Below are 25,129 nucleotides of genomic sequence, written 5' to 3' on the forward strand. Positions count from 1 at the left end.
GTGCCGGTATGGTTTTTTTGATTTGTCGCAGTCTATAAGGACTTAACGGATGGATACGTTATATTCTTTGAGCCAGAAATGAACCTGGGCCAGGTAGGCAAACAGCTGCGGACCTGACATCAATTGGCCGAACCAAGGCAGATTGGAGGAAGCATCCGGCGAAGATGCCAGCTCCCGGATCCGGGCGGTATCGATGAGCGGCAGGAGCGGCGAAGAAGAATCATCCAGAATGGACAGCACCTGTGCTTTGACGGCCGCCAGATAGTTCGGATTATGGGTTTTTGGATACGGGCTTTTTTTGCGGTACAGGACGTCATCCGGCAGCACGCCTTCAAGGGCCTTGCGTAGAATGCCCTTCTCCCGGTCTCCTGTCGTTTTGATGCTCCAAGGGATGTTCCACACGTAATCGATGAGGCGGTGATCGGTATAGGGGACGCGGACTTCCAGTCCAACGCCCATGCTCATCCGGTCCTTGCGGTCAAGCAGGGTTGGCATGAAGCGGGTGATATTGAGGTAAGACATGATCCGCATTTTGGCCTGCTGCCCGGTCTCCCCGTCCAGCTTAGGCACTTCGGCTACCGCATCGGAGTAGCGGTCCCCGAGGTATTCCAGCGGCTTGATCCAGTCCCGGATTTCGGCAGACAGCAGCCCGGCTCTCATATCCGGCGCGACGGACCACGGAAAGGTACCGGAATTGAGCATTTCTTCCCGGTGGAACCAAGGGTAACCGCCGAATATTTCATCAGCGGCTTCACCGGATATGGCGACGGTTGCGCCTTTTTTAATCTCGCGGCAGAAGAGAAGCAAGGAAGCATCCACGTCGGCCATGCCCGGAAGATCCCGTTTTTGCGTGGAGACATCCAGCGCTTCTACCAGTTCGGGCGTGTCGAATTCGATCCAATGGTGGTTCGTGCCCAGCTCCTCGTGCATCCGTTTAATCCATGGCGCATCCGCTCCCGGCTGGAAGGAATGGGACTTAAAGTGTTTGTTGTTGTCCACATAATCCACGGAGTAGGTGTGCACTTGTCCTTGGCCCGTCCGCTTGTAGTAATCGACGGCCAGCGAGGAAAGCGCGCTGGAATCGAGTCCGCCGGATAACAGGGAGCAGACCGGTACGTCGGAGACCAGCTGACGCTCCACGGTGTCGCGGAGAAGATCGCGAAGGAAGCTTGCCGTTTGGTCGGCATCATCCTCGTGGGGCTTGCTTTCCAGCTTCCAATAAGTATACTTGCGCAAGCCTTCCCGGTTAAAGATCATGGCCATGCCGGGACGGAGCTCCGATATGTCCTTGTATACGCCATGTCCCGGGGTACGCGCCGGGCCGATAATAAATACTTCCGCAAGCCCCTCGGCCCCTACGACGGACTCCACTTTCGGATGCTGGAGCAAAGCTTTCGGTTCCGAGCCGAATACAAGCGTTCCGTCAATATAGCTGTAGAACAGGGGTTTCACTCCCACCCGGTCCCGAGCCAAAAATACCTGTTCCCGGACGCTGTCCCAAATAGCGAATGCAAATATTCCATTGAGGCGCTCCAAACACTCGGGGCCCCATTCGATATAGGAGACTAACAAAACTTCCGTGTCGCATTTCGTATTGAAACGATGACCGCGTCGTACCAATTCGTCTTTAAGCTCCGCAGCATTATATAATTCCCCGTTATATACAATGGCATAGACTTCCTCTTCCTGATGAATGATCATCGGCTGAGCGCCATTCTCGGGGTCGATCACGCTGAGTCTTCGGTGACCGAATGCGCACGGGTTGGAAATCCAGGTGCCGGATCCGTCAGGTCCGCGGTGAGCCAAACTTTCTGTCATTTTTACCAGCAGCTGCGAGTCCTGCGTCAAATCGCCGCTCCATTGTATAAAACCGGTTATTCCGCACATGACGGTTCATCCTCTCTTTGTCTTTGTCATACGCTGTCCACTCTTTTTAATCCTACGTCGCCAAAGTGATACAGATATATGCCGAAGGAAGGCATAAAATGTCTGTCCTTTTACGAAAACTAAGAAAGAGGACGAATATCAAAGCGAAGGAGAGATGCGTCCATGGAGAAGTCAACCTATTATGTTTCCGTGCAGAGCCGGTCCGTGCTGAACGAGCAGGGAGCGAGCGCTTATGAATGGGAGATCGAAGCAACGCCGGAAGAGGCCGATCAAGTTCGGATTGAACTGGACATGATGCAGGAGAAAGACGAAGAAATGACAGGGTACTTGTTTCCTTGGCCGGATACACCGCAACAAAACGCCAATGCCCTGTTTCAATCCTCTCTGGACAAGGTGTACCGGACCATCTACCAATTAGGAACACCGGCCACTCGCCAGCAAATGGAAGAGCTCCGATTGCTTTCCGATTTGACATGAAAACAATAAGGATCGTGCAGTCCCTGCACATCTTGATGAAGGAGAATGTATGATGTATGCAATCAGAGATGCAAAAATTCGCCGGATTACGGAAGTAAACGGCGCCCCTTGCGCTGAGGTTGAGGTCTATCCAGCCGCGGAAGGAGAAAGCGCATTGCTGGCTTATCTGACACCATCTTCCCCTCTGGGAGGCTATGAGCTGGTGAAAATTGTCCGCAGCAACGCCAGCATGGAGGTGGACTGGTTCGACAACAGCATGCATGATGCTTTTGTGGATGCCACGGACGAAGCATTCGAGAACAACGTTCAGTCCACGGCAGAGGAAGACCGCGATGCATTCAAGCAGCAGCTGCTTTCGACAGGCCAGCTATATGAGCAGCTGAACCAGCGGCTCAGCGAAGGCCCTCAATATTTCTAGAGCTTTTATGAACGAAGAGATCTGACCGAATACCATCGGCAGATCTCTTTTTGCATGTGCAGGTTCATCTATGAAAGATTGCATGGGGTTTTTACGCAGTTCTGCAAAAAAGGTCGAACAAAGATAGGTTTCTTGTCGATTTCGATTTCGCTGCGGTAGGGAGTATGGACCATCCGGTATCCTTGTTTACGAAATAGATACAAATAGGGCTTTTCCTCTATATGATTACTGGAGAATCCTCCCTATAATGTTGGATTAGTGTCATCTACTAACATAATGGACAAGGGGAGATTGGGATTGGGCAGATGGAATAAACATATCGTCAAGCTATGGGGAGCGGGATTCCTGGCGTTGTCGCTTACCTTGGGATCCGTGCAAATGCCGGCAAGCGCCGAAGCAACGCAGAACGTTACGGTTCTTGAATCGTCTCATGAGCTCGTGAACGGCAAGATGCGCGTGACGGCGGACATTCGCAACGGAGGAACCGGAGCGGAAGCGGGATTCTATGTTGTCGGTTACGATGCAAACGGCCAAGCGCTCGAGGCAGTCGGTGATTCCGAATATATGATGAGCGACGAAATCGGTACATATGAAGTGGACCTTGACAGCGGCAGCAGCGTCAAGCAGGTGGAAGTGCTCCCGGCAGGACCGGCCGGTGATCAGGCGCGGCTGCTGGCATCCGGATACTATACGAGCAACGGCGTGGTCAACGTTTCTGGCGTCGTGCAGAATTCTACGGTCGGGCACAATGTGGGTATGCTCGCCGTAGGGTATGATGCTTCCGGCAAAGCGGTCGAAGTGACATCGGCGGACAGCTACTTTGGCGGCAGCGATGTCGGCACCTTCGTTGTAGAGCTTAAAGCAGCGAAGCTGATCAAGAGCGTAAAGGTATCGGTCGTTGATCCGGTTGAAGATGCCGTGAAGCTGCTGCAATCCGGCAGCCGCCTGGAGAACGGGAAGCTTATCATTACCGGTTCGATTCAAAACCGGAATAAAGGCGGGCAGGCCGGCGTCATCGTTGTCGGCAGCAACGCCAGCGGCAAGGTTCTGGAGGTCAACACGACGTCCGGGTATCTTTCCTCCAACGAAATCGCGAATTTTCAGGCCGAGCTGGAAGGAGGCAAAGCCATCAGCGACCTGAAGGTGTTCCTGACAGGCAACAGCCAGACGCCTAAAATCATCGCCGAGGGCAGAACGACCATCAACAATAAGCTTGTCGTTACGATCGGCGTGGAGAACGGGGATGTGTCGCAACGGATTACCGTGAAATCGACGGCGTACGATGCGAAGGGACGCTCCTTGGGGACCGATACGGACTCCATGTTCATGACCGCCAATGAAACGACGACCTTGCGCATTGATTACGATACTCGGGTCAAAAGCGTGAAGCTGAAATATTATGACCAATCCGGCAGAGAAATCGGAGAAGCGCCGATCCGCATCAAAATCAACGGCCAGCTCCAATCCTATGCGCAGTCGCCGGTGATGGTCGGAGGAAGCGTTCTTGTGCCTATGCGTCCGATCTTCGAATCCCTCGATGCTTCGGTCAAATGGGACCAAAAGACGCAAAGCGTATCCTCATCCAAAGGCTCGACCCAGATCAAGCTGAAGATGGGCTCCAAGCAAGCGGTCGTTAACGGGAAGACCGTCACGCTGGATTCGGCGCCACGGATGGTGAAGGGCACCACGATGGTACCGCTGCGTTTCGTGGCATCCGCGCTGGGCTGTGAAGTGAAATGGGACGGCAATGAGAAAATGGTATTGATTACGACCAAATAATGCGAAAAGGACCATGCGGTAAGCGCATGGTCCTTTTTTATAGGGTAAGTTCAATAAGCGTGTTCCCTCAGCACCTGAATGCCCATGATCACGTTATACACAAAAGCCCCGAAATAGATGATGCCGAACAGAATGAGGTACCCGATGACGGAACCGAAGGAGCCCGAGGTCACGGCCATGTAGATTAACGGGATCGCTGCTATAACGGGGAACAGATGGGAGAACAGGGCGCGGCGTGCGTGCTTGGCCACATAGGCGTCCGGAGACAGAATCCATACAAGGACAGGGAGGATGAACGGTGCAAAGAAGATGCTGAAATACGATAAAGAGGATAAAAGCTGTCTCATGGTATCACGCTCCTGAAGTCATTCTCATGTTTACATATTACCCAGTAAGCAGGCTCCTGATTCGGTTAGGTGATCAACCCGAAAAAAAGTACTTTGAAAAAAACAAAAGATGCGATATAATATACTTCGTTACTGTTTAAAACATTTTCATACATATATGTCCCAGTAGCTCAGCTGGATAGAGCAACGGCCTTCTAAGCCGTCGGTCAGGGGTTCGAATCCCTTCTGGGACGTAAAAGAAAGAAGCTGCCAATCCTGGCAGCTTCTTTGCGTATTCCAGAAGGGTAATGAACCCCGATTGGGGGTCCGCCTGCGCCTATGCTTCGTTAGGATTACTTCGCAGTCGGCCTGGAAGGCCGTATCCCGACTGGGACAAAACGTCCCGTGAGGATGAGAACCCCGAGTTGGGGGTCAGCCTGCGCCTATGCTTCGGTAGGATTACATCGCAGTCGGCCTGGAAGGCCGCATCCCGACTGGGACGAAACGTCCCGTGAGGATGAGAACCCCAATTGGGGGTTCGCCTGCGCATACTCTTCGTTAGGATTACATCGTAGTCGGCCTGAAGGTTTTCTTGCAAACGAAAGGTATTCGTGACACGATTAGAAACAGTGGAGGGATACATGGGATGAATGACATCACTATGACTTGGGTAAGAGAGACTCACAAGGATCTTCAGGAGCTCATCGCGAAGCTGGACGATTACTTATCGACGTTATACCCGGCGGAAGGGATATTCGGGCTGGATCTGGCCGATCCCAAAGTAAACGAAACGCTATTCGTGGTGGCTTACCATGATGGCCAGCCTGTCGGCTGCGGAGCCATCCGGCCGCTGGATGCAGAATCGGTTGAAATTAAACGGTTTTTCGTGGATGTCCCGTATCGAAATAGGGGAGTAGCTTCCCGGATCCTGCTCTTTCTGGAAGAACAAGCGAAGACGCGGGGCTATCGTTTCTCGCGCCTGGAAACAGGCGAACCGCAGAAGGAATCCGTTCATTTTTACAAGAAGCTGGGGTATGCCCAGATTGAACCGTTTGGCGAATACATCGGGTGCGAATATAGTTTATGTTTTGAGAAGAGTCTGACATCCTAGCCATTTGGTCTTATAATAGAAGAAAAAATATTTTACGAACCCTATCGAGGAGGCATCGAGCATGCAGCTTACTAAAATATCACAGAATACCGCCATTCTATTGGAGCATGCCAGAAAATCGGGGCTGACTTCTTCCGATCTGCTGGAGGCTGTGCGCTCAGGAGACGCAGAGAGATTCCAGATCGCCAATAACGGTCATTTTCACTATGAGGAATTATTCTCTTACGCAAAAGAGCATGGGGAAGATTTGGAGAAAGCCGTTAGCGAGGGGTACCAAATTACGTTTAATACCCGGAACGGGTTGAAGATCTGGCTGGAGGAAGCCTTCCGCATCAGCTCGGAATCCGATTTCAGCGTGGGCGAGGGCATCATTGAAGGATTGAAGCTCCAGAAGGAGCAGTTGGCTCGCTTGAAGGAAGCGCTGGCTGTCAACTGGACCCTGCAGGAAGAGCCGGCGTCAGACGGCGTTCAGGTCAGATTGACCGTCAGAGGATTGCAATAAAATAAGATAGCCACCGTACTTGATCAACATAATAGTACGGTGGCTTTTTTATTAGGCATGATCCGCTCATTCATCAGAGTGAATTTACATCCGGCTCGGAGTAGGCAAACCCAGCACCTCCAGCGCTTCGCCAAGGGTGTTCTTGAATAAGGAAGTGAGCCATACGCGGAATTGGAGCACTTCCTCCTTCGCCTTCAGAATCGGGCATGCCGAGTAAAAATTGTTGAACAGGGAGCACAGCTCATAGGTGAAGTTGCAAATGGCACTAGGAGATAGATCCCGTCCGGCAGCATATAAGGTATCATGCCAGGTGCTGATATGCCGCAGCAGCGCATGTTCCGCTTTTTCCATGGCAGGGAACCGGGCAGGCACAGACGGCGTAACCTCGGCTTCTTGAGCCTTATTAAGCACGCTGAGTGCACGCGCGTAGGAATAGAGCAAATATACCCCCGTATTCCCCGATATTTCAGTGGCCTGCTTCAGATCGAACACCACCTCGGTTTGCAGTGCAAAGCGAAGCAGGTAGTAACGGATGGAGGCGGTTGCGATCGCATGGCTGGACAAACCGTTTTTATCGGATCGGGTGTCCTCGATGACCTTGGCTACTTGATGAATAAGCTCGGTGATTTTGATCCCGATTCCCTGTCGTCCGGACATCGCATAGGATGCCTTACCGTCGGAAGTATCGATGCCGAGATCCGCTGCAGCGGAAGGGCTTAACGAGACGACGCCGTAACTGACATGGCGCAGCTTCTCAGCCTCTTGTTGGAAGCCCAGGCCTTCCAAAGCCTGCTTCACCATCGCCTGCGGGTACTGCTGCCTGTAATCAATGACGTTGATGACCATGTCCGCTTTGCCGTAAGAACGCTCCTCGCCGTGCGAACTCGTCGTCCAAACCTCGTCGGTGAATTTTTTATATACAAAATCATTGGAAAGCACGCCGTATTTCCACAAGTGGTAGGCGATGTCCTTGGCGGTGTAAGTCAGGATGCCATTGGAGCGCACCAGCACTTTATCGATGCTGTGGTCCGACTCCGCCTCGTCTCCGGCTTCGGTTCCTGATTGCTTGAGCACCCAGCAGCCTGCAAGTTTACCCTCGGTTTCCTGATGGAAAAGCGGGGTATTCTTCAACAGCTCGAACGCGGACGCCCAGAATCCCTCCCTAACAATGCTGCTCTCCCATACAAGCAGATCGTATTCAATGCCGAACTGCTTCATCTCCTCAAGATGCTCCTTAACGATTCGCTCGGCAACAAGCAGTCCAATCCAGGAAAGGTTCTGATTGCCCTCTTCCAATGCGTGCAGAACCTCGGTCCGATGCTGAACCAGCCCCGGCTCCCTTTCGTAGGCTTTATTGGTGCTTGAATACACGTCCCAGCAGTAATCGCCGAACCGGGCATGCTCCTTCGTCAGCGGCGTGTGGAGCAAGCCGACCACCGTATCCGCCAGCTGATTGCCCAGGTCGTCGATATAATTATGCACCTCGACCTCATATCCCAGCTTCCTCATCAATCTCACGAGCGTATCTCCGATACAGGAATTTCGAAGATGCCCGATATGGGCGGACTTATTCGGGTTGATGGACGTGTGCTCAATGACGATCTTTTCGTTAGCTGCCGGGGGGAGTTCAAAATGGTGGCTCGCCCAATACTCCCAATCGATGCGCAGATTCATAAAGCCCGGAGCGACAATCTCAGTCGAGCGGACGAGCTGTTTGTAGGATGCGTCCTGCTCCAGCTCGGCTTGGATCAGCTCGGCGATTTGCAGGGGAGCCTTGCGGAGCACCTTCGCAAGCTGCATCGCAACGTTGGTTGCGTAATCCCCATGCTCCATGCTGGCAGGCTGCTCGATCCGGATCGGAGTGGACTCCGGCAGTTTGGTGCCGTAAGCTTCGCAGACCTGGTTCACGGCTTGTTGAAGGCTCGAAATAATCTTATGACTTAACACGGTAAATCCCCCTTAAAAAATAAAACGACTCGGAAAACCAAAAAAGCCCTCATCTCCTAAAGAGACGAGGACTTGTGCTCGCGGTACCACTCTTGTTGTTAAACCCCGCAAGGGTCTAACCACCTTCATACGATAACGGCGTAAGCCGGGGCTCCCTACAGCATGCTGCTTCGGAAGGCCATCTCCTGGGTCCGCTTCACGGCCGACTTTGTACCGGTTTCCACCCTCCCGGCTCGCTTGGACTAAAGTCAGTGCAGTTACTCTCCCAATCAACGAAAATAATATTCTCAAGTTTTTTCATATTATAACCATTCTATTTAGAAAAGCAACCCCCCAATGGCTAAATCTTTTCTGCAAATACTCGCAGGCGCCGGTAATCCGCGTAGAAAGCATCCTCTTGCCATAGCGTCGATTGAGCAGCTAGGCTGATGCGAGCGATCGCTTCTTCCTTCGATTCAGCCGAGAATCCGGCAAAAAAGCAATCGCCAAAATGCAGCAGCCAATGCTTTATGCCGTCCTTGCCTTCGGACAATCGCGTGGGACGGTCGAAATGATGGGCGAGATGCACGCGGAACCCTTGGGCTTCAAGCAGGCTGGCATACTGCCCAAGACTAGGAAAATACCACGGATTCCGGGCGTCCGCATCGATTCCATAATGATCGGCGAACACGGTTTTCAAGGCTTGGTAGATGCCGTCAATATTCCCTTTGCCTCCGAACTCGGCAACGAATCGGCCGCCGGGCTTAAGGGCTCTATGTACGGAGCGTACCACGCCTTCAGCATCCTTCATCCAGTGCAGGGCCGCGTTTGAGAAGACGGCATCGTATGGCGTTTCGGTTTCGAAGTTCTCGCCATCCCCGGTCAAAAACGGAAGTCCAGGATATTTGCTTTTGGCCCGCTCAATCATCTCGCTGGAATAATCCATGCCGGTTACATGTGCGCCCGATTTGGATATTTCATGAGTCAAGTCGCCGGTTCCGCAGCCCAGATCGAGAATCCGTTCTCCGGGTTGAGGCGCCAGCAGCTCTGCAGCTCCTTTTCCATAAGCAGATACAAACGATAGCTGTCGATCGTAATCGTAAGGTTTCCATACTTGCTCTGACATAACAACACCCCTCCACGCATGATTTATCCTCATTGTGACATGATCGGCTTATAATTAGAAATATATAAATTCGATAACGCTGATAGGTTTAACTAATAAGAGGGGGAACAAAAAGCCGCTTTGTCAGCGGTTTTATGCAGAGGACTATTTAACGGCAACAAGAAGCGCGCCAACGGCAATGAGTGCAACGCCGGCTGCGTTAATCCAGGAGATTTTCTCACCCAGAAACACAAAGGCCAGGATCACGGCAATAACCACGCTCAATTTATCGATAGGGCCTACCTGCGATACTTTGCCGTATTTTAACGCCAGAAAATAAAACAGCCAGGACAACGCGCCCGCGATGCCGCTGAGCACAATAAAGCTGAGTGCCTTTTTCTGAACCAGAATTTCTCCGAGCTCCGAGAATTTCCCCTGAACCGCTACGACCCCCAGCAGAAACAGGGCCATAATGACGGAGCGAATGGCCGTTGCCGAATTGGCATCGATGTTCTGCAGGCCTATTTTTCCGAAAATGGCCACAAGTGCCGCCGTGACTGCCGACAGCAATGCGTATACAAGCCATAATGGCATGCGTACCTCTCCTTTTTGACAAGATAAAGTCTCTGATTAATGTACCGGATTCCTTTATAATAGTATAGAGCAATTTGAAGGATCTCATGAGTGTTCAAAGGATTGAACGACTTGGAAAGGGTTGGATGAAAAATGACACATCATATCGCGGCTTATACGGAAACTTACCATGATCAGCTGGTGGAATTATGGCTTCGTGCCGTATCTCAAACGCACGATTTTCTGACGGAGGAAGATATCCGGTTCTATTATGGCATGATGCAAAGCGGGGCACTGAGGTCCGTGGAGATCTGGATATGCTTGAATACGGAACAGCAAGCGATTGGATTTATCGGACTGGACGGCTCCAAAATCGAGATGCTGTTTGTGGATCCCCTGCACCACGGCCAAGGGACGGGAACAAAATTGATCCGGCATGCCGAACGGCTGAAGGGGCGTGGACTTCAAGTGGATGTGAATGAACAGAACCCCAAGGCCCACGCTTTTTATAAAAAATACGGATTCGTGCAGATCGGCCGTTCGGAGCTCGACGGTTCCGGAAAGCCGTTTCCGCTTATTCATATGCAGCTGCGGTAATGTCATGGATCGGCACAGCTGAGTCCACGATAATCGCGAGTATAATATTTTCGAAAAGCAGCCTATCTTTGGGTGAAAGAACAAACATCGATAGACAGTATATTTTAACCAATCCAATGAAAAAGGGAGTGCAGCTAAACTGGAGGAGTCAATGAAGTTTTTTCCGAGCAACCTGTCGTTTCGCTATCCTTGGCGCTCCTATCAGAAGCGCGTGCTCCACGGGCTTGACCATCATCTGAAGAATCACCAATTGCATCTGGTGGCGCCGCCCGGTTCAGGGAAGACTGTGCTTGGACTGGAGGTCATGCTTCGGATTAATCGGCCGACGATTATATTGGCTCCCACCATCACCATTAAACAGCAATGGGCAAGCCGCCTGGTGGAGCTGTTTCTTGACGAAGATGTCCAGCCCGAGTGGGTCTCGACCTCGCTCAAGCGACCGGCATTGGTTACGATTACAACTTATCAAGCTCTTCACAGCCTGCTTAGTGCAGCAGGGCAGTCAACCTCTGCGAAGAAGAAGGTCATCGCGGGGAGGGTGCAAGAGGACCAAACCGGTGATGAGAATCAGGAGTTTTCGGATACGGGCATGGAAGACGCTGAGGCTGAACCGGCCGGGAGGGACGGTGACCGCGAGGACGATATCACGGACGGCACCGAGGCTCAAGAAGCGCTGGAACTGTTGAAGCAGCAGGGATATCATACGCTCATTTTTGACGAGGCGCATCATCTTCGAATGTCTTGGTGGCAAAGCGCCATGCAGCTGTGCGAGATGCTGGACGAGCCGACCAAGATTGCGCTTACGGCCACTCCGCCATACGATGTCAATCCGAGGGAATGGCAGCGGTATATCGAGCTTTACGGCCCTATCGACGAGGAGATCAGCGTGCCCGAGCTGGTTCGCCATGGGGAGTTGTGTCCCCATCAGGATTATATCAGCCTGACAAGACCAACTCATGAAGAGGCCGCTAAACTGCGGGAATTTCGAATGCAGGCAGGACAGGTCAAAGACGAGTTGGTCAGTAATGAGTTTTTGGCGGAGTTGATCGTCCATCACCCCTGGATAACACGGTCAGAGGCGTACATGGAGGAGATTTTATCTTCCCCGGGGTATTACTCCAGCATGGTGCTCTATCTGCGAGCCGCCAATCGCCCGATCTGGAAGGAGGCTGTGAAGCTGCTCGGCATGGAAGAGAAGGAAGCGCCCGACTTTACGGAGGAGTGGCTGGAGGAGCTCCTTGGCGGCATGCTGTATAAAGACGCCCATATTGATTGCGGACTGCCGGAGTTAAAGGCGTTGCAGAAGAGGCTCAGCCGGTTGGGGATGATTGAACGGCGGAAGGTGTATATGAGATCGACGCCTGCGATTGATAAAATGCTGGTCCAGAGCGTCTCGAAATTGCACAGCATCGGCCGCATTCTTGAATTCGAGCGCTCCATGCTGGGGGAGAGCATGCGGATGGTGATCTTGACCGATTATATCCGCAAGGAGGACCTGCCGAAGGATGCGGACGACGAGAAGCCGCTGAATCGGCTCGGCGTTGTTCCGATTTTTGAGCTGATCCGCAGGCAGCTAGCGGAGAAAAGCGGCTCACGGGGCGATCGCGAGTTGCCCATCGGTATTTTGACAGGCTCCTTTGTGGTGCTCCCGGTGACGGCTATGCCTTTGGCCAGGGCTTGCGCCGATCGACGGGGCCTCCGCTTGTCGGAACGTCCCCTTGCCCATGACAGCCGTTATGTAACGATGGATGTTCGCGATGCAAATCGCTCGGCTATCGTGGCCATTATAACGGAGGTGTTTTCAGAGGGGGGCATTCAGGTGCTGATCGGTACGGCGGCTCTCCTGGGCGAGGGATGGGATGCTCCCGGGATCAATTCCTTGATCATGGCATCGTATGTAGGCTCGTTCATGCTGTCCAACCAGATGCGGGGACGGGCGATTCGAGCCCAACGCGGGAACCCGGATAAGACCGGAGCGATCTGGCATCTGGCATGCGTGGATACCGCCCAAATCGATGGGGGCGAGGATTTGAGCTCACTTACGCGCAGATTTCGATCTCTCGTCGGTCTATCGATCTCGAATCAAACCATAGAGTCGGGCATGGAGCGCATGGGACTTGATCTTCGGAAAAGCCAAACCGCAGAAAGCATCAGCGCCTATACCCGCGACACATGGGAGCGGGCGAGGCAGCGGCATCTTTTGAAGGAGCGATGGAATTCAGCGATTGCCCTTCACAGCTCCATGACGGAGGAACTGACGGTGGATCGGGAGCGTATTCCTAAGCCTTTGATTTTCTCGCATACGGTGAAGGCCGTGCTTGCTTTTGCCGTTGGTTTGGGGCTGGGCGCCTTCATCGAGACGTTAACTTCGCCACATTTACTTCAATCGGACGCGCCGGCTTGGTTCAGCCTGCTATTCTCAGTCGCCATTGCCTTGATCGTATCCAGTCCTTGGATATTTAAAGCCGTCAAAATGGTAATGCGTCATCAATCGCTGGAGCGGAGCATTCGAGAAGTGGCTCTGGTCGTGTATACGGCGCTATACGATATGGAGCTGGTCGAAACCGAACCAAGCCTTCACCGGTTGAGGGCGGAGGAGGAAGGAGGAGCCGTCGTGTGTTGGCTAAAAGACGGAACCACCCAGGAAAAGACGCTTTTCCTGAATTCGCTGCAGCAGGTGCTGGACCCGATCGAGAACCCGCGTTATCTTTTGTACCGCGAATCGCGCGGCTGGTTTGCTACCAGGCGGGATTACCATGCCGTGCCGGAGGAAATCGGACGTCGAAAAGAGCATGCGGAACGCTTTGTCCGGCTGTGGCGCAAGCATATCGGTTCGGCCGAGCTGGTCTACACCCGTACGCCGGAAGGCAGAAAAATGCTCCTGACCGCGCGAACGCGGGCTTTGTCCTCCATGTTCGTGAAGAAATCGGAGCGGGTTAGTGCTTGGAGGTAGAGGATCCGGAGTGTTCGCGGAATGTGGAGGGAGTCATGGGATGGGGTGTGATGGACCGTGCTGCGCTGCCTTAACGGACCCAGGGGCCGTTAATTGAGGGAAAAACCCTCATACAGGTATGGTAGCGGACCCAAAGTCCGTTATTTATGAAAAATGAGGGTAATTTGACTGTGAATTAGCTAAATAACGGCTGTGGTGTCCGCTAATTTCTAAATCAGGCCGTTTTTGATGAAATAACGAACCTACGGTCCGCAAAAGTCGTGTAAGGGTGTATGTCGTATTGGAATCGGCCATGATGTTCATATGTAGAATGTCGATAGTGCATCAAAAGGGATGCGGCCTTCCAGGCCGATTGGGAATTGGTTCTACCCAAGCATATGCTCCGACGAACTCAAGTATGGGTTCATCACCCTTCTGGAATACAAAAAGAAGCTACCGATGGTAGCTTCTTCTTTTACGTCCCAGAAGGGATACGGCCCTTCGAGCCGACTGCGAAGCAATCCTACCGAAGCGTATGCTTCGACGAACCCCTTCATGGGGTTCTCATCCTCACGGGACATAAGAAAACACCGTCATGTGACGGTGTCTTCTTTTACGTCCCAGAAGGGATTCGAACCCCTGACCGACGGCTTAGAAGGCCGTTGCTCTATCCAGCTGAGCTACTGGGACATAGAATTTTTTCAAGCAAAAAATATATTACCACATGCACTGGAGAATTTCAATCATTATTTTATGATATAAAGTTTTTCGGATTTGCAAGATTATTCGAGTATCATATCGGGTTATATTGATAAAATATACGCACGAAAAACTGGGGATCGCCGTCTATATGTTGCCAGGGGCATGATGCACGCAAGCTGTTACGCCCTTTTTTAAACTTGGCAGTACATATGCTATAATCAACGAATACGAAAAACAGGACCAGAAAGGAGGTGTCCTTATCAAGGACTCTTACTCCCAAGAACAAGAGGATAAGAACATCATCCTGTTTCCGAAGACGCTGGATTATTACCAGATTCAGCTTACGGTTATGCTCGAGAACGAACGTTACGGTGAAGCGATGGAAGTGCTGCGTTTTCTGCTGAAGTGCGGGGGACAGAACGAACGGCACTATGAAGAGTGGAACTCGCTCCTCGAATGGCTTGAAGCCGCATTTCCGGAACAGGCCATGCCCCGTTCGGTCGATTTCGATGCTGAGCCTGACGAGGATGATCCGGACGAGTCCGAGATGGCGAGGCAGATGGTCAGGGACAAGGTTGCCCAGGATGCCGGATACGCCGACAAGCTGCTGGCTTCGGTCATGACCGGGCCGCTGACGGAGCAGACCATTTTGGCGCTGGAACAGCTCGCTTATCTGGAACGTCCGGAGATCGACGCGATTCTGGTCGAATGGCTGCATGATACGCCGCTTCATCCCCTGCTGCAATTCCGGGTGCTGCAAACGCTCCGGAGAAGAGGGATGGAAGGGCACGTAAGCCTTCATCGCGGGCAGGAAGCCGTCGAGATCGAGATCGATACGGTTCCCTTGGATCCGGGAGGCTTCCCGGACGCGATTACGAGGATTTTGGAGCGCGTTGCGGATCAGACCGAGGTTCATGAGCCGACGCTGTTTTATTTTGCCCAGGAATTATGGTCCCAGTTCATCATGGCGATTTACGGCACGGAGGACTACCATTCCATGCTGGACGAAGAAGAAGCCACGCTCGATATATGGGCCGCTGCGCTGCATGATATCGTGTCGGAGAGCCTGAAAGGGTTTCGCAATGAGGAGGAGATCCGCCCGCTTTACGGCATCACGGACACCATGCGGTTCCGCTATGAGGGAGCCTATCGATCTCTCAAGCAATTCGTCGCCGCAGGCGTGGAAGATTAGCCAGAGCTGGAAAACGTTTACGGTGTCGCGCCATAAGGGTTCGCCCTTGAAAAAGGATTTAATGTTGTTTATACTATAGTGGTTATTCGGTACGTGATACATTATTGCGTCGACCACGTGAATTATTTTGGAGGGGAAAGCATAAATGAAAGCAACTTGGGAAAAAATAGAGAAGAACCTTGGCGTTCTTGACGTTGAGGTTGATGCGGAGCGCGTTGCATCCGCCCTCGACAAAGCTTTTAATAAAGTAGCTAAAAAAGCAAATGTACCTGGATTCCGTAAAGGTAAAGTGCCTCGGCCGATCTTTGAAGCTCGTTTTGGCGTAGAGAGCCTGTACCAGGATGCAATCGACATCCTTCTTCCGGAAGTATACAGCGAAGCTGTAGAACAAGCGGATATCTTCCCAGTGGATCGTCCGGAAGTGGACATCGAGCAGTTCGCTAAAGGCGAAACTTTCAAGTTCAAAGCTAGAGTAACCGTGAAGCCGGAAGTTACGCTTGGCGAGTACAAAGGCATTGAAGTAGCTGCAGTAGCTGCAGAAGTTTCCGACGAGGAACTGAACGAAGAGCTTGAGCGTCTGCAACAACGTCATGCTGAGCTTACCGTGATCGACGAAGGTGCTTCCCAATCCGGCGATATCGTTGTAATCGACTTCGACGGTTCCGTTGACGGTGTTCCTTTCGAAGGTGGACAAGCTGAGCGTTATTCCCTTGAGCTTGGAAGCAACACGTTCATTCCTGGCTTTGAAGACCAAGTCATCGGTATGGCTACGGGAGACTTCAAAGACGTGGAAGTGACCTTCCCTGAAACTTACCATGCTGAAGAATTGGCTAACAAACAAGCCGTCTTCAAAGTGAAAGTGCACGAAATCAAACGCAAACAGCTTCCTGAGCTGGATGATGAATTCGCTAAAGACGTTAGTGAATTCGATACGCTTGATGAGTACAAGGAAGATTTGAAGAAGCAATTGCTGACTCGCAAAGAGCAAGAAGCCCAAGGCGTTCGTGAGAACGAGGCCGTTGAAAAAGCAGCAGCAAACGCTGAAGTTGAAATTCCTGAAGCTATGATTCAATCCGAAGTTCAAAACATGATGCGCGATTTCGACAACCGTCTTCGCCAGCAAGGCATGAACCTGGAAATGTTCCTCAGCTTCTCCGGCCAAACCAATGCCGATCTGGAAGGCCAAATGAAGGACGATGCTGAAAAACGCGTTCGCAACAACCTCGTGCTGGAGCAAATCGCGAAGGAAGAGAAACTCGAAGTATCCGAAGAAGAAATCAACAAAGAGCTGGAAAACATGGCTGATACGTACAAGCGTTCCGCTGATGAAATCCGCAGCATCCTCGGTGCTAACGGTTCCCTCGACAGCCTTCGTGAAGAACTGCTTCTTCGCAAAACGATCGACTTCTTGCTGGAAAACAGCGTAGAAGGCGCTCCTGTTGAGAAAAAAGAAGCAACTGAAGAATAATAAATAGGCGGCTGCCGAAGCCGCCCTCACATTAGATAAGGCACGTACATTTCATGCGTGCCTTATTTTTAACTAAGAATAGCCAATTTACTACTAAATGTGACATGAATTGGTTATAAATTTCGACATACATAATGAGACAAGTTGGCAGGATATAATTCTTGGCAAGTTCATAGAATGTAAACAGGGTTAAAAAATGACATCGTGCTTTGAACATGTTAGAATAACTTTTGTAACGCTGTAGTATATTTTTCAAGGAAAAGAGGTTGGTCGCATGAGTCTTGTACCTATGGTTGTTGAACAAACCAGTCGAGGCGAAAGATCTTACGATATCTACTCAAGATTACTGAAGGATCGCATTATATTCCTCAGCAGTGCGATCGATGACGATGTTGCCAATCTTGTTATTGCCCAGCTTCTGTTTCTGGCTGCGGAAGATCCGGAAAAAGACATCTCTTTGTACATCAATTCCCCTGGCGGTTCGGTAACGGCCGGGATGGGTATATATGATACGATGCAGTTGATCAAGCCTGATGTATCCACGATTTGCGTCGGCATGGCCGCCAGCATGGGATCATTGTTGCTTACTGCAGGAGCGCCAGGCAAACGCTATGCTCTCGAGAACAGTGAAGTGATGATTCATCAGCCGCTCGGAGGCATTCAAGGTCAGGCATCCGATATCCAAATCCATGCAGATTGGATCATCAAGACCAGACAAAAACTGAATCAAATCTATGTGGAGCGCACGGGTCAGCCCCTTGAAAAAATCGAACGCGATACAGACCGCGACTTTTTCATGAGCGCGGAGGAAGCGAAGGCGTACGGTATTATTGATGATGTTCTGTCTTCACCGACCAAATCTTAAGGGGTGGTAATAGCATGTTTAAATTTAACGATGACAAAGGGCAGCTGAAGTGCTCCTTCTGCGGCAAATCGCAGGAGCAGGTCCGCAAGCTGGTTGCGGGGCCCGGTGTTTATATATGTGACGAGTGCATCGACTTGTGTTCGGAGATCGTAGAGGAAGAGCTCGGACATGAGGAAGAAGTGGATCTGAAGGATATTCCGAAACCGCGTGAAATTCGCGATATCCTGGATCAATACGTAATCGGACAGGATCAAGCAAAGAAATCCCTTTCGGTTGCCGTTTACAATCACTACAAGCGCATCAACACCCAGAGCAAGATCGAGGACGTCGAATTGCAAAAGAGTAATATTTTGCTGCTCGGACCAACAGGTTCCGGTAAAACCTTGCTTGCGCAAACGATGGCCAAAATTTTGAACGTGCCGTTTGCTATTGCAGACGCAACCTCGCTGACCGAAGCCGGTTACGTGGGTGAGGATGTTGAGAACATTCTGCTGAAGCTGATTCAAGCAGCGGATTATGACGTGGAAAAAGCAGAACGCGGCATTATCTATATTGATGAGATCGACAAAGTGGCCCGCAAATCGGAGAACCCGTCCATTACGCGTGACGTTTCCGGTGAAGGGGTTCAGCAGGCTCTCCTGAAAATTCTGGAGGGAACCGTTGCTTCCGTGCCGCCGCAAGGTGGACGCAAGCATCCGCATCAGGAATTCATCCAGATCGATACAACGAACATCCTGTTCATTTGCGGCGGTGCGTTTGACGGTTTGGAGCAGTACATCAAACGCCGGATCGGCAAAAAGGTCATCGGCTTTAATGCATCCGGAGAAAGCCAAAAGGATCTTAAGCCAGGTGAATACCTGACGATGGTTCTGCCGGAGGATCTCTTGAAATTCGGATTGATTCCGGAATTCGTCGGCCGTCTGCCGGTCGTGTCCACGCTAGAGCCGCTGGATGAGGCGACATTGGTACGTATTCTGTCCGAGCCTAAAAACGCGCTGACCAAACAGTACCAAAAGCTGCTTGAGTTTGATAACGTGAACCTCAAGTTTGAGCCAGGCGCTCTTGAAGCGATTGCCCGCGAAGCCATTAAGCGCAATACGGGTGCACGCGGACTGCGTTCCATTATCGAAAGCATCATGCTAGACGTGATGTATGAAGTGCCGTCCAGAGATGACATCAAGGATTGCGTCATTACGGAGCAGGTCGTTCGGGATAAAGTAATTCCTGAGCTTCAAACCAAAGCCAACGAAGACGACAAGAAACAAGAAGAAAGCGCCTAATGCGTTATAGCGTTTTAGACGTGGAATAAATCTACGCTGATTCTCCACTTCCAGTTATGCCCAAATGGGCTTTGCTGGAGTGGAGCTTTGGCGTTATATGGGAGAGATCGTACCATGTTTTTGAGACAAGACACACGGCCCGTCAAGGTGGGGAACCTTACCATTGGGGGAAAGAACGAAGTCATTATTCAAAGCATGTGCACCACCAAAACAGCAGACGTGGAGGCTACTGTTGCCGAGATATTGCGCCTGGAGGAAGCAGGATGCCAGATCGTCCGGGTAACGGTGAACAATGAGGAAGCAGCTGCTGCCATCAAGGAAATCAAGAAACGCATTCATATCCCGCTCGTGGCGGATATTCATTTTAACTATAAGCTTGCCCTGATGGCGATCGAGAACGGTATCGATAAAGTCCGGATCAATCCAGGGAACATCGGTAAGCGCGAAAAGGTTGAAGCCGTCGTGAAGGCATGCAAGGAGAAGGGGATTCCGATTCGGATCGGGGTTAATGCCGGTTCCCTGGAGAATCACCTCCTTGAAAAATACGGCTATCCGACACCGGAAGCCATGGTAGAAAGCGCCCTGTATCATATCGGCATCTTGGAAGAACTGGACTTCCACGATATCATCGTTTCGCTTAAAGCGTCTGATGTGCCGATGGCCATTGCGGCGTACACCAAGGCCGCCGAAGTGATTCCGTACCCGCTTCATCTTGGAATTACCGAAGCAGGTACCCTCTTCTCGGGCACCGTGAAGAGCGCGGCCGGTCTTGGGGCACTGTTGTCCCTAGGCATCGGCAGCACGATGCGTATTTCCTTGAGTGCCGATCCCGTCGAGGAGATCAAGGTTGGCCGGGAGCTTCTAAAATCCTTCGGTCTGATCTCGGATGCGGCAACCTTGGTATCCTGCCCGACTTGCGGACGGCTGGATATCGATTTGTTCTCCATCGCCAATGAGGTGGAGGAGTACATCTCGAAGATCAAGGTGCCGATCAAGGTTTCCGTCCTGGGCTGCGCCGTGAACGGTCCCGGTGAGGCCAGAGAAGCCGACATCGGTATTGCCGGCGCTCGTGGGGAAGGTTTGCTCTTCCGTTACGGAGAGATGATCCGCAAAGTTCCGGAAGCCACCATGGTGGAAGAACTTAAGAAAGAAATCGATCATATCGTGAAGGTGTACGAGGAAACCGGCGAAATCCCGGGACGTAAGCACAAATCCACGGTCTGAGCTGGATAACTAAGTTTCCATAAAGGTAGTTTCAATCTAAAGAAAACGGCAATCTCTGGATCGCAAGAGATTGCCGTTTTGTTGTTTTCTAAGGAAGCACAGGGTCTTAGGTGATGTGTGGTTCAAATTTATTTGAATGTATTTTTAAGCGGTCTAATATTTTTCTAAAGTTGCAATTATGCTTTCTGTTGTTCCAAGTATAATCGCTCCTAACCGAGCTTCTGATAATGAAGCTCAGCTCTACCCACTCCCCACCCCCCACGATGAAGAAGGATGCCATGCGCCGCACCAGCGGAGCGGACGAATCGATTCCGGAGAAGCGAAGCGGTCGGCTGAAAGTTTTCCGCAGGAAAACTCGCATCGGAAGGATAAGCTGTTGCCGAATTTCTACATTACTATTCTCATTCATGAAATTCGGAAACAACAGCGATCGGAGGAACGATACGTACGCGGAGCGTCTCACTCAAGTGGCTCACCTAAGCGTCTCCATCCACTTTTTGATACTTTTCCGCCTCCAGCGTTTTACCATCCGAGGAATCGGCAATACTACCATGTATTAACGTTTGGATGAAGACATAATGGAGTACAGGAGGAATGACTTGTGAATTTAAGTATCGTGATTATGCTGGTGCAGCTGTTTTTTGCAGTCATCATCGGCATTTATTTTTGGAATTTATTGCGTGGACAGAAGACAAGCAAAACAGCGGTGGACCGGGAATCGCGCAAGGAGCTCGATAAACTCCGCAAACTCCGGTCGGTATCGCTAACGAAACCGCTCGCGGAGAAAACGAGACCGCAAACCATGGATGACATTGTGGGGCAAAAGGACGGCTTGCGCGCCTTAAAGGCCGCGCTATGCAGCGCGAATCCTCAGCATGTCATCGTATATGGTCCTCCGGGGGTCGGTAAGACCGCTGCTGCCCGCGTGGTGATGGAGGAAGCCAAGAAGAACCCGCAATCGCCGTTTAAATACGACGCGAAATTCACGGAGATCGACGCAACGACGGCCCGTTTCGACGAACGTGGAATTGCCGATCCGCTCATCGGGTCTGTTCATGATCCGATTTATCAAGGCGCCGGTGCCATGGGGGTGGCAGGCATCCCTCAGCCGAAGCCGGGCGCGGTGACCAAGGCCCATGGGGGAATCCTGTTTATTGACGAAATTGGGGAATTGCATCCAATCCAGATGAATAAGCTTTTAAAAGTGCTGGAGGACCGCAAGGTGCTGCTGGAAAGCGCATATTATAATTCAGAGGATGCGAATACGCCCGCTTATATTCACGATATTTTTCAAAATGGGCTTCCGGCGGACTTTCGCCTGGTAGGCGCTACGACACGTTCGCCGGAAGAGATTGCTCCTGCACTTCGCTCGCGCTGCATGGAGATTTTTTTCCGTCCGCTTCTGCCTGAAGAGATCGGCAGGATTGCGGAGGATGCCATTCAGAAGATTGGACTGAACGCTCCGCCGGAAGCGGTAGAAGTGGTGAAGCAGTACTGCTCTAACGGCCGGGAAGCGGTCAATATGATTCAATTGGCGGCCGGCCTGGCATTGACCGAGAAGCGAGATGCCCTGCGCGCGGCGGATGTGGAATGGGTGGCCAGCAGCAGCCAGCTGCAGCCAAGGCCCGACCGGAAAATACCGGAGAAGCCGCAGGTTGGGGTCGTTAACGGATTAGCTGTATATGGCCCGAATATGGGGGCTCTGCTAGAAATTGAAGTATCTGCGGTTCCTGTCGAGGAGGGCCGGGGTACCTACAATATCACCGGGGTAGTGGATGAAGAGGAATTTGGCGGAGGCTCGCGCAAGCTGCGCCGCAAGAGCATGGCCAAAGGCTCGATCGAGAATGTGCTGACCGTGCTGGGCTCGATGGGTTTCACGCCCAAAAACTATGACCTGCATATCAATTTTCCCGGAGGAACGCCGATCGATGGACCTTCCGCCGGCATTGCGATGGCAACGGCCATCGTATCCGCAATCAAAGGGATTGAAGTCGATAACAAGGTAGCGATGACCGGCGAGATAAGCATCCATGGAAAAGTGAAGCCGATTGGCGGAGTCATCGCCAAGGTGGAAGCGGCATTCCAGGCAGGCGCGACCCGCGTAATCATCCCCAAGGACAATTGGCAGACCTTGTTCCAGGATCTGAGCGGGGGCTTGCGGGTGATTCCGGTAGAATCGGTGGATGAAGTTTTCGGGCATATCTTTGGCGGTTCGTTTGCTCCGGAGGTGATACAGCTTCCCGGAAACGAGGTATTTCCATCCTCTTCCGCTTCTTTGCTGCAGGCCACGCCTCCGCGCAACGGAAAAATAACGGATGCCGGAGGATGTTAAGCCTCGTATAGTTGGTTTTTTATACGCAGATTTGATAAAATAGGAATAGTGTCAACATTGAGAGCCATTGGAGGTGCGAAAGCGATGGGACCCAGTAAATCCAAAGGTCGTCGTTTTCCTTTACTGCCTTTAAGAGGTCTTCTGGTCTATCCAAGCATGGTGCTTCACTTGGACGTAGGCCGGGAGAAATCGGTAAAGGCTTTAGAAAAGGCGATGGTTGAAGACAATTTGATTCTCCTATGTTCTCAATCGGAAGTGAACATTGAAGAACCGACGCAGGATGATATTTTTCGGATTGGCACAGTTGCGAATGTACGCCAGATGCTTAAGCTTCCAAACGGTACCATACGTGTGCTAGTGGAGGGTATGGAACGGGCGGAAGTTATTGAATATACGGATCAAGAGGATTACTACGAGGTCATCGCTCGGGAGCTTCCCGAAGAGGAGAACCATGATCCTGAAGTCTCCGCATTAATGCGAACCGTACTGTCTCAGTTTGAAAATTATATCAATCTGTCGAAGAAAGTGACGCCTGAGACACTGGCGGCCGTTTCCGATATCGATGAGCCAGGACGGCTGGCGGACGTCATTACGAGTCATTTGTCGCTGAAGATCAAGGATAAGCAAGAAATTCTCGAAACAATCGACGTTCGCAAACGGCTTGAGAAACTTCTAGATATACTGAATAACGAACGCGAAGTGCTGGAGCTGGAGCGCAAGATCAACCAGCGGGTCAAGAAGCAAATGGAGAAGACCCAGAAGGAATACTATTTGCGCGAACAGATGAAGGCCATCCAGAAAGAGCTTGGCGACAAGGAAGGCCGTGCCGGGGAAGTAGAGGAGCTCCGAAGTCAGCTTCAGGAGCTTGAACTGCCGGAACGCGTCCAGGAGAAGGTAGAGAAGGAAATCGACCGACTCGAGAAAATGCCGGCGAGCTCTGCGGAGGGCGGCGTTATCCGGAACTATGTGGATTGGCTGCTGGCACTGCCGTGGACGAACAAAACCGAGGATGATCTAGACATCGTCAAGGCGGAGCAAGTGCTGGACGAGGATCATTACGGTCTCGAGAAGCCGAAAGAACGCGTGCTGGAATATTTGGCGGTCCAGAAGCTGGTGAAGAAGATGAAGGGGCCTATTTTGTGCCTGGTCGGCCCTCCGGGCGTCGGTAAAACATCGCTTGCCCGGTCCATCGCCCGTTCCCTGGAGCGCAAGTTCGTTCGCGTCTCGTTAGGCGGGGTAAGGGACGAGGCGGAAATCCGCGGTCACCGGCGGACTTATGTCGGAGCTATGCCGGGACGCATCATTCAAGGCATGAAAACAGCGGGTTCGATGAATCCCGTGTTCCTGCTGGATGAAATCGACAAGATGGCATCCGATTTCCGCGGGGACCCGTCTTCCGCACTGCTTGAAGTGCTCGACCCTGAACAGAACAATACGTTCAGCGATCATTTCGTGGAAATTCCTTTTGACCTGTCCAACGTGATGTTTGTCACGACGGCAAACGTGCTTCATAACATTCCAAGACCGCTCCTGGACCGGATGGAAGTGCTGAACATTCCGGGGTATACGGAGCTGGAGAAGCTCCAAATCGCCAACCGTTACTTGCTGCCCAAGCAGAAGAGCGAGCATGGGCTTGAGCCTGAGCAGCTGATTCTGGACGAGGAAGCGCTGATGAAGGTGATCCGGGAATATACCCGCGAATCCGGCGTGCGGAATCTAGAGCAGCAAGTGGCGGCGCTGTGCCGCAAAGCCGCCAAGCAGATCGTGACCCAGCAATCGGAATCCATCGAGATCAAGGCTGCCGATATCAAGGATTATCTCGGCATTCCGAAGTTTCGTTATGGCATGGCCGAGCTTGAAGATCAAGTGGGTACGGTCACGGGGCTCGCATGGACGGAAGTGGGCGGCGAAACGCTGACCATTGAGGTAACCGTGGTGCCTGGTACCGGCAAGCTGACGCTGACGGGCAAGCTTGGTGACGTGATGAAGGAATCGGCTCAAGCCGCCTTCAGTTTTACCCGCTCGAAAGCGGTAGAGCTGGGCATTGATCCGGATTTCCATGAGAAGCTTGATGTCCATATCCATATCCCGGAGGGAGCCATACCGAAGGATGGCCCTTCAGCCGGCATTACGATTGCGACGGCTCTTATCTCATCTTTAACCAAACGGCATGTAGCCCGTGACGTGGCCATGACGGGTGAAATTACACTTCGGGGACGCGTACTGCCGATTGGCGGCTTGAAAGAGAAGTCGCTGGCAGCCCACCGTGCCGGTTACAAAAAAATATTGCTCCCTAAGGATAACGAACGCGACCTGCGTGATATTCCTGACAGCGTAAAGAACGACGTGGAGTTCGTTCCGGTATCCCATATGGATCAGGTTCTGGAGCATGCGCTCGTTGAACAAGCGGGAGTGCACTAGAGAGGAAAGTCT

At 51.8% G+C, this 25,129-nt stretch carries 20 protein-coding genes, 2 tRNA genes and 1 other annotated feature; of the genes, 15 read left to right on the forward strand and 7 right to left on the reverse strand.

Annotated features, from left to right (window positions below; all coding sequences use genetic code 11):
* Nucleotides 1-42: 42 nt before the first annotated feature.
* The gene (asnB, locus tag MHH82_RS07495; protein WP_015733984.1) at nt 43-1,887 is read right to left on the reverse strand and encodes an asparagine synthase (glutamine-hydrolyzing); all 1,845 of its coding nucleotides are present in this window, start codon (nt 1,885-1,887) and stop codon (nt 43-45) included.
* A gap of 162 nt (nt 1,888-2,049) precedes the next feature.
* Between asnB and MHH82_RS07500 the strand changes: the two genes are divergently transcribed.
* The 3 genes from MHH82_RS07500 to MHH82_RS07510 all read left to right on the forward strand — a co-directional run bounded on the left by MHH82_RS07500 (nt 2,050) and on the right by MHH82_RS07510 (nt 4,561).
* A complete protein-coding gene (locus MHH82_RS07500) occupies nt 2,050-2,364 on the forward strand; it encodes a hypothetical protein (RefSeq protein WP_015733985.1) in 315 nt (104 codons plus the stop codon).
* A 52-nt stretch (nt 2,365-2,416) separates the two neighbouring features.
* A complete protein-coding gene (locus MHH82_RS07505) occupies nt 2,417-2,782 on the forward strand; it encodes a hypothetical protein (RefSeq protein WP_036662602.1) in 366 nt (121 codons plus the stop codon).
* A gap of 297 nt (nt 2,783-3,079) precedes the next feature.
* Nucleotides 3,080-4,561 (forward strand): copper amine oxidase N-terminal domain-containing protein, encoded by a 1,482-nt coding sequence (locus tag MHH82_RS07510; protein WP_340964829.1) that lies wholly within the window; start codon nt 3,080-3,082, stop codon nt 4,559-4,561.
* Nucleotides 4,562-4,611: 50 nt separating this feature from the next.
* On the opposite strand, the gene MHH82_RS07515 is transcribed toward MHH82_RS07510, so the two are convergent.
* The gene (locus tag MHH82_RS07515; RefSeq protein ID WP_015733988.1) at nt 4,612-4,908 is read right to left on the reverse strand and encodes a DUF4870 domain-containing protein; all 297 of its coding nucleotides are present in this window, start codon (nt 4,906-4,908) and stop codon (nt 4,612-4,614) included.
* Nucleotides 4,909-5,067: 159 nt separating this feature from the next.
* Between MHH82_RS07515 and MHH82_RS07520 the strand changes: the two genes are divergently transcribed.
* The 3 genes from MHH82_RS07520 (at nt 5,068) to MHH82_RS07530 (ending at nt 6,500) form a co-directional block, all read left to right on the forward strand.
* A tRNA-Arg gene (locus MHH82_RS07520) sits at nt 5,068-5,141 on the forward strand.
* A 392-nt stretch (nt 5,142-5,533) separates the two neighbouring features.
* A complete protein-coding gene (locus MHH82_RS07525) occupies nt 5,534-5,998 on the forward strand; it encodes a GNAT family N-acetyltransferase (RefSeq protein ID WP_340964833.1) in 465 nt (154 codons plus the stop codon).
* A gap of 61 nt (nt 5,999-6,059) precedes the next feature.
* Nucleotides 6,060-6,500, forward strand: coding sequence for a hypothetical protein (locus MHH82_RS07530; protein WP_096775385.1), 441 nt, complete (start codon nt 6,060-6,062; stop codon nt 6,498-6,500).
* An 84-nt stretch (nt 6,501-6,584) separates the two neighbouring features.
* On the opposite strand, the gene MHH82_RS07535 is transcribed toward MHH82_RS07530, so the two are convergent.
* The 3 genes from MHH82_RS07535 to MHH82_RS07545 form a co-directional block, all read right to left on the reverse strand.
* Complete coding sequence (locus tag MHH82_RS07535; protein WP_192569337.1) at nt 6,585-8,447, reverse strand: arginine--tRNA ligase; 1,863 nt, start codon at nt 8,445-8,447, stop codon at nt 6,585-6,587.
* A gap of 57 nt (nt 8,448-8,504) precedes the next feature.
* Nucleotides 8,505-8,729 (reverse strand) — a binding site (T-box leader).
* A 58-nt stretch (nt 8,730-8,787) separates the two neighbouring features.
* Nucleotides 8,788-9,552, reverse strand: a complete 765-nt coding sequence (locus MHH82_RS07540; protein ID WP_340964839.1) for a class I SAM-dependent methyltransferase — start codon at nt 9,550-9,552, stop codon at nt 8,788-8,790.
* A 144-nt stretch (nt 9,553-9,696) separates the two neighbouring features.
* Nucleotides 9,697-10,125 carry an EamA family transporter gene (locus tag MHH82_RS07545; protein ID WP_015733993.1) on the reverse strand — a complete coding sequence of 143 codons (429 nt, stop codon included), beginning with the start codon at nt 10,123-10,125 and terminating at the stop codon, nt 9,697-9,699.
* 132 nt (nt 10,126-10,257) lie between these two features.
* On the opposite strand from MHH82_RS07545, the gene MHH82_RS07550 reads away from it, so the two are divergent.
* Nucleotides 10,258-10,701, forward strand: a complete 444-nt coding sequence (locus MHH82_RS07550) for a GNAT family N-acetyltransferase (protein ID WP_145038578.1) — start codon at nt 10,258-10,260, stop codon at nt 10,699-10,701.
* Between the two features lie 151 nt (nt 10,702-10,852).
* Entirely contained in the window at nt 10,853-13,654 is a 2,802-nt protein-coding gene (locus tag MHH82_RS07555) for a DEAD/DEAH box helicase family protein (protein ID WP_340964841.1), read from the forward strand.
* Nucleotides 13,655-14,019: 365 nt separating this feature from the next.
* Here the strand turns inward: MHH82_RS07555 and MHH82_RS07560 are convergent, their stop codons facing one another.
* Both MHH82_RS07560 and MHH82_RS07565 read right to left on the reverse strand, forming a co-directional pair.
* Complete coding sequence (locus tag MHH82_RS07560; protein WP_340964845.1) at nt 14,020-14,190, reverse strand: hypothetical protein; 171 nt, start codon at nt 14,188-14,190, stop codon at nt 14,020-14,022.
* Between the two features lie 59 nt (nt 14,191-14,249).
* A tRNA-Arg gene (locus MHH82_RS07565) sits at nt 14,250-14,323 on the reverse strand.
* Between the two features lie 361 nt (nt 14,324-14,684).
* On the opposite strand from MHH82_RS07565, the gene MHH82_RS07570 reads away from it, so the two are divergent.
* The 7 genes from MHH82_RS07570 (at nt 14,685) to lon (ending at nt 25,117) form a co-directional block, all read left to right on the forward strand.
* Entirely contained in the window at nt 14,685-15,527 is an 843-nt protein-coding gene (locus tag MHH82_RS07570) for a hypothetical protein (protein ID WP_145038574.1), read from the forward strand.
* A 145-nt stretch (nt 15,528-15,672) separates the two neighbouring features.
* The gene (gene tig, locus MHH82_RS07575; RefSeq protein WP_145038572.1) at nt 15,673-16,995 is read left to right on the forward strand and encodes a trigger factor; all 1,323 of its coding nucleotides are present in this window, start codon (nt 15,673-15,675) and stop codon (nt 16,993-16,995) included.
* Between the two features lie 274 nt (nt 16,996-17,269).
* The gene (gene clpP, locus MHH82_RS07580; protein WP_009590407.1) at nt 17,270-17,860 is read left to right on the forward strand and encodes an ATP-dependent Clp endopeptidase proteolytic subunit ClpP; all 591 of its coding nucleotides are present in this window, start codon (nt 17,270-17,272) and stop codon (nt 17,858-17,860) included.
* A gap of 14 nt (nt 17,861-17,874) precedes the next feature.
* Nucleotides 17,875-19,140: an ATP-dependent protease ATP-binding subunit ClpX gene (gene clpX / locus MHH82_RS07585; protein WP_009590414.1), complete on the forward strand. Its 1,266-nt coding sequence runs from the start codon at nt 17,875-17,877 to the stop codon at nt 19,138-19,140.
* Nucleotides 19,141-19,254: 114 nt separating this feature from the next.
* Complete coding sequence (ispG, locus tag MHH82_RS07590) at nt 19,255-20,364, forward strand: flavodoxin-dependent (E)-4-hydroxy-3-methylbut-2-enyl-diphosphate synthase (RefSeq protein ID WP_009590416.1); 1,110 nt, start codon at nt 19,255-19,257, stop codon at nt 20,362-20,364.
* 622 nt (nt 20,365-20,986) lie between these two features.
* A complete protein-coding gene (lonB, locus tag MHH82_RS07595) occupies nt 20,987-22,696 on the forward strand; it encodes an ATP-dependent protease LonB (RefSeq protein WP_285857570.1) in 1,710 nt (569 codons plus the stop codon).
* A gap of 84 nt (nt 22,697-22,780) precedes the next feature.
* Nucleotides 22,781-25,117 (forward strand): endopeptidase La, encoded by a 2,337-nt coding sequence (lon, locus tag MHH82_RS07600; protein WP_015734000.1) that lies wholly within the window; start codon nt 22,781-22,783, stop codon nt 25,115-25,117.
* Nucleotides 25,118-25,129 lie beyond the last annotated feature (12 nt).

The organism is Bacillus sp. FSL K6-6540 (genome assembly GCF_038007545.1).